Origin of the sequence: Ruminococcus sp. XPD3002 (genome assembly GCA_900119535.1) — a bacterium.
In the GTDB taxonomy this organism is placed as follows: Bacteria; Bacillota; Clostridia; order Oscillospirales; family Ruminococcaceae; genus Ruminococcus; species Ruminococcus flavefaciens_H.
The window spans coordinates 1-9,169 of record FPJT01000021.1 but is presented as its reverse complement, the minus strand read 5'-3'; the positions used below and the strand labels follow the sequence as shown (position 1 = coordinate 9,169).

At 48.0% G+C, this 9,169-nt stretch carries 5 protein-coding genes; 4 read left to right on the top strand and 1 reads right to left on the bottom strand.

The window, feature by feature from the left end; genetic code table 11:
* Positions 1-4,480, bottom strand: a 4,480-nt coding sequence (locus tag BT127_RS14585; RefSeq protein WP_207647511.1) for a leucine-rich repeat domain-containing protein, incomplete at its 3' end; no start/stop codon positions are given.
* Positions 4,481-4,737: 257 nt separating this feature from the next.
* On the opposite strand from BT127_RS14585, the gene BT127_RS14580 reads away from it, so the two are divergent.
* The 4 genes from BT127_RS14580 (at position 4,738) to BT127_RS14565 (ending at position 9,103) form a co-directional block, all read left to right on the top strand.
* Complete coding sequence (locus tag BT127_RS14580; RefSeq protein WP_075425706.1) at positions 4,738-6,495, top strand: helix-turn-helix domain-containing protein; 1,758 nt, start codon at positions 4,738-4,740, stop codon at positions 6,493-6,495.
* Between the two features lie 543 nt (positions 6,496-7,038).
* Positions 7,039-7,788 carry a ParA family protein gene (locus BT127_RS14575; RefSeq protein ID WP_075425705.1) on the top strand — a complete coding sequence of 250 codons (750 nt, stop codon included), beginning with the start codon at positions 7,039-7,041 and terminating at the stop codon, positions 7,786-7,788.
* Between the two features lie 2 nt (positions 7,789-7,790).
* Entirely contained in the window at positions 7,791-8,855 is a 1,065-nt protein-coding gene (locus BT127_RS14570) for a ParB/RepB/Spo0J family partition protein (RefSeq protein WP_075425704.1), read from the top strand.
* 38 nt (positions 8,856-8,893) lie between these two features.
* Entirely contained in the window at positions 8,894-9,103 is a 210-nt protein-coding gene (locus BT127_RS14565; RefSeq protein ID WP_075425703.1) for a hypothetical protein, read from the top strand.
* The last annotated feature ends 66 nt before the right edge of the window (positions 9,104-9,169 follow it).

Sequence of the window (9,169 nt, the reverse complement as noted above, 5' to 3'; positions counted from 1 at the left end):
CCGCAGTTGTAGACTTGTTTCCGCCGTCATCAGTGGTGCTGACCGCAGTTGTAGACTTGTTTCCGCCGTCGTCGGTCGTAGATACTGCCGTAGTCTCCGTGGACTGCCCCGTACCGCCGTCGTTGTCGGAGGTGGAGGCTGTAGTGCCGCCCGAGCCGTCGCCTATCTGTATCTCGCCGTAATAGTCCGTGCTTATCGAGTAGCCGTTGGTTATAGTTGCCGCACCCTTGTCGATGTCGCAGTCGGTATTGAGTATTGTTATCTTCTGCATATTGGAGCAGCCGTAAAATGCAAGACTGAGTATCTGCTTGACGCTCTTGGGTACAACGACTGTTCTTACCTTAGCGAGCTCGAATGCGCTTTCGCCGATAGTGTCGGGACCCTCGGGGATAACGAGGTCGCCCGTAGCGGTTCTGCCGTCGATAACGATGCCGTTCACGATAACGACAGGGTCTGTCTTGCGCTGTTCATCGAGCCATTTCGAGTCTTCGAAGGCGTTGCCGCCGAAGTCCTTGAGAGTTGACGGGAAAGTGATCTTTTCAAGTGAGATGCAGGAGGCAAAAGCACGTCTGCCAATTCTTTCGACGCTTTCGGGCAGCTCTGCCGCAGCCAGATCCTTACAGCTGTAGAATGCGCTGTCGCCTATTTCGGTCACTGTATCGGGGATATTTATTGAAGTTACCCCCGACTTATAGAAGGCTTTGTTTCCGATTTTCTCAAGTCCAGTGGGGAGCGTTACCGATTTAATGCCGCTGCACTCCTCAAATACGCTGTCGCCTATCTTCTTTACGCCGTCGGGGATAACTATGTCGCCCTCGGTCATTTCAGAGCCGATAAGCACGCCGTTGCTTATTTTGAAGCCGTCGATCGTTGTAAGTGAATCCTGCCATTTTGTGCCGTAGAAGCTATTGGAACCGAAGCCGCTGAAGCCCTCGGGCATCTCGACTGTTTCGAGCTCCGTGCATTTACCGAATGCATACTCTCCAACTACTTTAATGCTGTCAGGAAGCTTTACGGATGTCAGTGCGCAGCCATATTCCGCTTCACCCCAACCGCCGAATGCCCTATCCTCGATTATTTCCACACTGTCGGGGATGTCTATCTGATTCAGGCTCGTGCAGCCGTTGAATGCGCCGCTCGATATCTCCTTGGTGCCGTCCGCGAGCTTGACCGTTGTCAGCGCAGTACACTTCGAGAAGGCGTTGAGGAAGTCAACACCCGCAGGCAGAGAAACGGAGGTGAGAGCTGTACAATTGGAGAATGCGTCGCCGATATCCTCGACGCCCTCGGGGATCTCAACGCTTGTGAGCTGGTTGCACTGACTGAATGCGCGAGCGTCGATCTCTTTAAGCGTCGAGGGGAACTTTACGGAGGTTATCGGTGCTTTTTCAAATGCTTGGTAATCAATAGTAACAACGCCCTCGGGGATAACTATATCGCCGCTGCACTTTTTGCCGTCAACGAGCGTCGTGCCGATGATGACCATGCCATCCGATGCATCTTTCTTATTCTGCAGGAATGCCGTACCCACAAAGGTGGAGGAGCCTATTGACTTCACGCTGTCTGGGATAGTGATATCCGCAAGATTTTCACATTTGTTGAATACGTAATGGTCAATCGTTTCAAGTCCGTCGGGGAGAGTGAGAGACTTGAGAGATGAGCATCCGTTGAATGACATATTCTTGATATTTTTGAGCCCCTTATTCAGCTTGATATCGGTCATAGAGCTGCATCCGTAGAATGTGCCGTCGTTTATTTCAGTCACACCTTCGGGTATCTCTATCGACTTCAAGCCCGCCGCTCCGCTGAATGCATATCTTCTGATAGTATTGAGCGTCGAGGGGAGCTCTGCCTTTTCGAGCGCCTTGCAGCCCTCGAATGCGCTCGCTCCTATGACCTCAACTCCCTCGGGTATCTTTACAGAGGTTATCTCAGTATTTCTTTTGAATGCGTAGTTGCCTATCTTCTTTACGCCGTCGGGGATAACAACATCGCCCTTTGCATTTGTGATAGTCAGGAGCGTATCTCCCGAGATTATCGCGCCCTTCTTTTCGCCGTAGGGAGTGCCGCTGAATGCAGTGCTTGAGATCAACCATACATTAGGCGGAAGTGTGACATCCTCAAGCTTCGTACAGCCGCTGAATGCGTTGTCGTAGATAGAGGATACGTTATCGGGCAGCACTATTGATTTCAGGGATGTGCAGCCGCTGAATGTATCTTCACCTATGCTCGTCAGATCACTCGGCAGCTTTACGCTTTCGAGAGAGGTGCAGTTTTTGAATGTGCTCGAGCCGATAGATGAGATGTTGTCAGGAAACTCAATGCTTTTCAGACCCGTGCAGTCCTCGAATGCAGATTCCTCCATAGAAATGCCGTCGGGGAGCTCTATGGAGCTGAGTGACGAGCAGCCCGCGAATGCCTGTCTTGATATCTTTTTCAGCCCCTTGGGGAGGCTCACTGTTTCAAGTGACGTGCAGCCATTGAACATCTCAGCGGGTATTGTTAATGTGCCCTTGTCGAATGTGACGCTTTTCAGGCTCGTGCAGTCCGCGAAAATGCCGTAATTGTCCCAGTCGTCATATGTCAGGGTGCCTGCTATCTCGACGCTCTCGAGACCTGTACAGCCCTCGAATGCATTGGATTTGATAGTGTTGATGCTCTTCGGGAGCTTCAGTGAGGTCATCTTTGTCTGCCCCCTGAATGCTCCGTTTCCGATGCCTGTGATGCCCTCGGGGATGACGAGCTCGCCCTCGATCTCGCCGATATCGCAGATATTGCCGTTGATAACGAGCAGGGGATCGTCTCCGCGCAGAGCGGTGTTCTTGAATGCATCCTGCTCAATAATGGTGCAGCCCTTGGGAATGCTTATCTCTTCGAGGTTCGTGCAGTCCTTGAATGCATTCCTCATTATACGGGTGACGCCGTTGGGGATGGTTATAGAGGTTATCCCCGTACAGCCCTCGCATAGACTAGACGATATTTCCTTCAGCCCCGACGGGAGCTTTATTTCTGTCAGTTCGTCGCAGTCTCTCAATGCCGCCCAGCCCATCTCTGTAATGGAATCAGGAAGGTTGATGCTTTTGAGATTATAGCAGGCATTAAACGCATTGTCGCCTATCTTCGTTACGCTGTCAGGGAGCTTTACCGATGTGATGCGCATATTAAAGAATGCGTTCTCACCTATCTCGGTGACGCCGTCGGGAACGACGATATCGCCCTCAGCGAAGCAGGCCGCGAGCACGCCGTCCTTGATTATGAACGGGGTCTTATCGCCGTAGGGGGTTTCAGTGAAGGCTCCGCCGCCTATACTCGGCACATTTTCCATGAAATTGACCTCCTCGAGAGCGGTACAGCCGCGGAAGGCGTTTCCGCCTATCTCCTTTATCTTGCCGAAGGTCAGGGATTTCAGAGAGGTACAATCGTCAAAAGTCCATGTGCTGAGCTCGAGTTCTGCGTTATCGGGGAATTTGATATCCGTAAGCGATGTGCAGCTCGAGAAGGCGCCGCTGGGTATGTACTTGATATTATCAGGCAGAGTGACCGATGTCAGGTCGCTGCACAGATAAAATGCGTTTCTTCCCATTTCTGTCACCGTTTCGGGGATAACGGCACTCGTCAGACCAGATGTCTGAAATGCACTATCGCCTATTTTTGTGACATGGGCGGGAATGGTGAAGCTCTTGAGCTCCTGTGCGCCGTAAAATACGTGCGAGCCGATAGTTTTCACGCTCTCGGGGAGCTCCAGCTTGTCCGCATCAACGTTGCAGTAGAGCAGTATTCCTTTCTCGTCCACGACGTACGGGTTAGCCTCTGCCCACTTGGAGCCGTCGAGCTCCTTATAGGGGATAGCGGGCTTCATTGTGTCTTCGTACCATTCACCTGTCCAGTTGACTGTTTCTATGCCCGTGCAGCCCTTGAAGGCGCCTGCCTCCATATCTTGCAGTCCGCTCGTAATGTTGAGGGTCTTTAGAGCCGTGCAGCCCTCAAATGCGCTCGAGCGCAGAGATATGCTTTTGCCGCTGAACTTTATATCCTCAAGAGCAGTGCAGTCCTTGAAGGCACCGCACTCCGCATAGGCGCGGTCAGCCCCGATATTTACCGATTTCAGGGCAGTACAGCCCTCGAAGGAGCTTGTGCCTATCATCCACATATTACTTCCGAAGGTGACAGACGTGATGCCCGTACAGCCCTTGAAAGCCTCGGGCTGTACGTTTTTCAGGGGCTCTCCGTTGACGGTATTGGGTACGACGAGGTCGCCCTTTATCTCGTCAACAGAGCCGATGAGCGTATAGCCGCTGTAGTAGTCGTCTGTTTGGTTGTTCTTGAATTTCAGCCCTTCAACGATGATGACATCGTCCTCGTTCTCGTCTGCTGCCGAGGCTGTTACCGTCCTGACAGTGCGTATCGGAGCAGCGGGGCTCATTGAGCCTGCAACTACGGTCAGTGCGAGCAGTGCTGCTGCCAGTTTTTTCATTTTCATATCTAATTCCTCCTTTGTGCAGTTCAACTTTTTGCATAGAAAAATAGCAAAACAGATAAGAAAAATGTATACTATGCAGTTATTATATCACAAAAGATTTTACCTGTAAATACGATTTGCCAATATGTCATCTGACAAATTGGCAAACGATTGATATTTGCTGTGATTTATACGATGCGTAAAAAACGGCTCCAGCCCCTTGCGTTTTATCTGCGGCAGTGCTATAATATGAAAAATGAAAGCACAAGGAGGACATTATGACATTTCAGGAGCTTATCAGCGACTTCACGGACAGGCTCGGCTGCTCAATATCCGAGCTCGCCGAGGCATCGAAGCTCACGCCGTCCGCACTCAGCCGCTACCGCAGCGGACTTCGCCGTCCGCGCCCCGAGGCACTGCAAAGGCTTGCCGACGGCATCGCCTCAATTGCCGCGCAGAAGGGTATCAGTGGGCTCGAAAGCGAGGACGTGTACAACCGCCTCGTCAGAGCCGTTGGCTATGCGGATATCGACAGCAGCGTTTTTGCGGAGAATTTTTCCTCCCTCGTCGACCGTCTGAGCATAAGTCTGAACAGGCTCGCCAAATCAATGGATATCGACGCATCGCTCCTCTCGCGCTTCAAGCGCGGCGAGCGTGTCCCCATAGATATGGACAGGTTTATCGGCAACCTGAGCAGCTATCTGCTCAGAAGCTCCGACGAGAGCGGACAGCTCCCGCTGCTCTGCGCGACGCTCGGCGGAATTACAGAGCACAGCATCCGCGACGAAGGAAGGCTCTGCGCGGCTGTTGACAGGTATCTGCGCGGTTCGCCGAGGTCTGCGGCAGTTGCCTCGGGCGTCAGCGATTATCTTCACAAGCTCGATGAATTCGACCTCGGCGAGTATATATCCATTATCAGGTTTGACAAGCTGAAAATACCGACTGCTCCGTTTGCTTTGCCCGCCTCAAGGCATTATTACGGCGTGGAGGATATGAAGCGCGCCGAGCTCGCTTTTCTCAGGGCTACGGCTATCTCACAGTCAAAGAAGCCGCTTTTCATGAACAGCAATATGCCCATATCAGATATGGTGGACAGCGAGGACTTCAATAAAAAGTGGATGTTCGGCATCGCCGCCTGTATAAAGAAGGGGCTTCATCTAAATATCATTCACACCATTGACCGCCCGATGAAGGAGATGCTGCTCGGCTTGCAGGCTTGGATGCCGATATATATGACGGGACAGGTCTCACCCTACTATCTGCCGCAGCCGCCGAGCGCTATCTACCACGAGCTCCTTTATGTCTCGGGAGCGGCTGCTCTGCGCGGAGAATGTATCAGCGGTCATCACGCAAACGGGCAATATTACTTTACCAACTCCAGAAGGGAGCTCGCCTATTACCGTCAGCGCTCGGAGGATATCCTCTCGAAGGCTCTGCCTCTTATGGAGATATTCGATTCAGCCTCAGAGGACGAGTATCGCAGCTTTTTCAGCAGTGAGAGCTCAAACGGCGGTCAGCGCTGCAATATGCTGTCAACTCTGCCGATATACACCCTTTCGGAGGAGCTGCTGACCAGTATCCTCAGCAGGAAAAGCATCAGCAGCCGTGAACGTGAAAGGCTGACCGCCTATCTGAAATGGACGAAAGAGTGCTTTGCAGAACAGCTCATATCATCGGAGGTCCTCGATATCATACCCGTTCCGTCCGAGGAGCAGTTCAGCTCAGCGCCGCTTCTTCTGTCGCTGTCAGGAGCTTTCTTCGAGCGTGAAATTCAGTATACGTATGAGGAGTATACCGAGCACTGCCGCCTCACAAGAGAGCTGAGTGCCGCGAACAGCAGCTACAGCATCTCCGAGCTTAGAACGCCGGTGTTCAGGAATATACAGATACAGATGAAGCGCGACGAGTGGGTCATGGTCTCGAAATCGAAAAGCCCTGCAATTCATTTTATCATCAGACACCCCAAAATGCTGAACGCTTTTGAAAAAGGACTTTTCGCTACTCCGAATCGAATCAGCCACAACAGCAGAACTTGATGAATGTCCCAAAGAATTGGTAAGATTCAGCCATCTTGTGAAAGGCGGTATCAGCGCGGAGGGATTCTTGGAGGAGTATAGCAACGGTAACATTCATTGAAAGCTTTTTGTTAATGAATATTTTTAAATAGAATCAGCTCCCGTAAAGGGAGCTGGCTTCTTTCAATAACGTTTATACCACCTATCGTCGTGTGAATTTCGTGTGAAAACGTGTGAAAAACGCCTGTTATTTCTTCACACGCAACTGCATATTTGCAGTTATAACTGTTTTCTACAGGCAAGAGAAAAGCCTGTATTTCGGTGTTTTTCTCGAAATACAGGCTTTATCGTTCTGGCAGGGGCAGAAGGACTTGAACCCTCGGCACGCGGTTTTGGAGACCGCTGAACAAAAAGGTTATTCTTTCTCCATGAGAATTAATAACGGCATAGAGTGTGGTTGCAAACACATATGGACGGTATTGCCCTACCGTCCATTTTCTATGTCTTATAAACAAAAGGGGCGGTTAAATTAAAGGCACCATAGGTGCAGAAAGAGGGCAAACAATGAAATCAATTGCAATTTTCAACAACAAAGGCGGAGTATCCAAAACAACGACAGTGCTTAATGTAGCATACATCCTCGGAGAGATCTATAAAAGAAAAGTGCTTGTTGTTGACTGTGACGGACAACAGAACGCATCAAGGTTTCTTGCATCAGAAGTCAGCAGCGCCGGTATAGAAAGTGTACTGCTAAATACTAAAGTATCACCAGAAGATGCGTTATCAGAAACAAGATATCAAAATATAAAAGTCATAACATCAACAACTGATATGAATCACTGCGCTGAATTATTTCAGAACCTGAGTGATTCAGAGAGAGAACAGAACATTAGCAAGCTGTCAAGTTATTGGAATGATCAATACGATTATGTTCTGCTTGATTTTCCTCCTGCACTTAATATTCTGACGGAGCAGCTCATCGGTATAACAGACGGTGTAATAGTTCCTGTGGAGCTTGGAAGCTTTGCAATACAGGGTATCGCAAAGGTAACTGAAACAATCAATAGAGTAGGAGCAGCCTTTATCGGCTGCTTTATTTCTAAGTACGATAAGAAGAATAAAGCTGACGAGGAGTTGAAGAAGCTGCTTGAAAATAATCTTGGCAATAAGGTGTTCAGTACAGTGATCCCTTATTCCAATATAATAAGAAACAGTATTAACTATAAAATGACAGCTTACGAATATATGCACTGGCTCGGTCCTGCAAAGAAATATGTTGAGCTGACCGAAGAAATAATCAGAAAGGTGGGTTGATCATGGGAAGATTTACAATAGATGCATCCATAGCAGCGGATATTAAGTCCGCTGCATCTGATAGCTTCAAGGATAACATTAAAATGATAGAGATAAGTAAAATCAGAGAAAGCATAGATAACTTCTACAGCATGAGTGACATTGATATCCTTGCGGACGATATAGAACGTCAGGGACTTAAACACAATCTGGTTGTCTCAGAAGATAAAGAAAATCTTGGTACATACTTTATAAAAAGCGGACATAGACGTTTTACCGCTATCAAGAAACTAATCAGTGAGAACCGATATACCTCAAAGTATGTTCCTTGCCTTGTGGACGGAACTAAATCAAAAGATGAAAGTATCCTCGATCTGATAATGCTTAATGCAACAACAAGAGTTATGACAGACTCAGAGCTGTACAAGCAGTATGAAGTGCTTAAGGAAACGCTTGAACGGCTGAAAGCTGACGGCATGAAAGTCAAAGGACGGTTGCGTGACAAAGTTGCGGAAGCTCTTAATGTATCTCCTGCACAGGTCGGCAAGATAGAGAACATCAAGCATAATGCAGTTGATGAAGTCAAAGAAGCCGTAAAGAATGGTGATATGACGATAGCAACTGCCGATAGTATCGCTAAGCTTCCAGAAGAAGAACAAACTGAAATAGTAACAGAAAAGCCTGTAGCTGAAATAACCACAAAGGACGTTAAAAATCGTTCAGAGAAAAAAACAAACACCACACCTGAGAAGAAAGATAATAACGCAGAAGAATCGATAGGAGATGAAAAAACTAATATAAACGAACTGGATGAATTGATACCTGAGATACCCGAAGATAAAGAAATGAAAGATGCTGCCGAAAAGCACTTAAAGCTTGTAAGGTGGGCACAGACAGTTAATAACGATCAGCTTCAATTTCTCCTTGATGCAGGTTGGTATAATTCAGCTATCAAAGGATATTTACTTCTTGCAGCTGAAGAAGCAGATTTTTCAAAAGAGCAAATGAATATGCTCTTAGGAGGAATAAGAAAAGCTTTATCAAACTACAACAAGATAGATGCTGAGAAAAAGTATCTTAATTACTAATAAACCCTAACATCATAGAATATAAGGAGAGAGTAACTATGAATGATACAATCGGTACAATTGGAATAATTATAAGCCTGATAATAGAAGTATATGTATATTCACGTTTGATGCCAGTTGCTTTAAGACTGGCTGATAAAACTCAAAAGCCTATATACAAAAAAATTACAGTCGCAGTGCTACTCGCTGTACCAATACTTTTACTTGCATTATTTGAGATATACTTATTTGTATACCTCAAAAGATAAGAAATAATCATAAGCATTGTTCAAGCGCACTGAAAGTTCGGTGCGCTTTTTAGAGTGCTTATGCTC

Coding starts and splice junctions, on each gene's coding strand:
- BT127_RS14565 (WP_075425703.1), top strand. CDS start 8,894: ATGAATGATACAATCGGTACAATTGGAATAATTATAAGCCTGATAATA.
- BT127_RS14570 (WP_075425704.1), top strand. CDS start 7,791: ATGGGAAGATTTACAATAGATGCATCCATAGCAGCGGATATTAAGTCC.
- BT127_RS14575 (WP_075425705.1), top strand. CDS start 7,039: ATGAAATCAATTGCAATTTTCAACAACAAAGGCGGAGTATCCAAAACA.
- BT127_RS14580 (WP_075425706.1), top strand. CDS start 4,738: ATGACATTTCAGGAGCTTATCAGCGACTTCACGGACAGGCTCGGCTGC.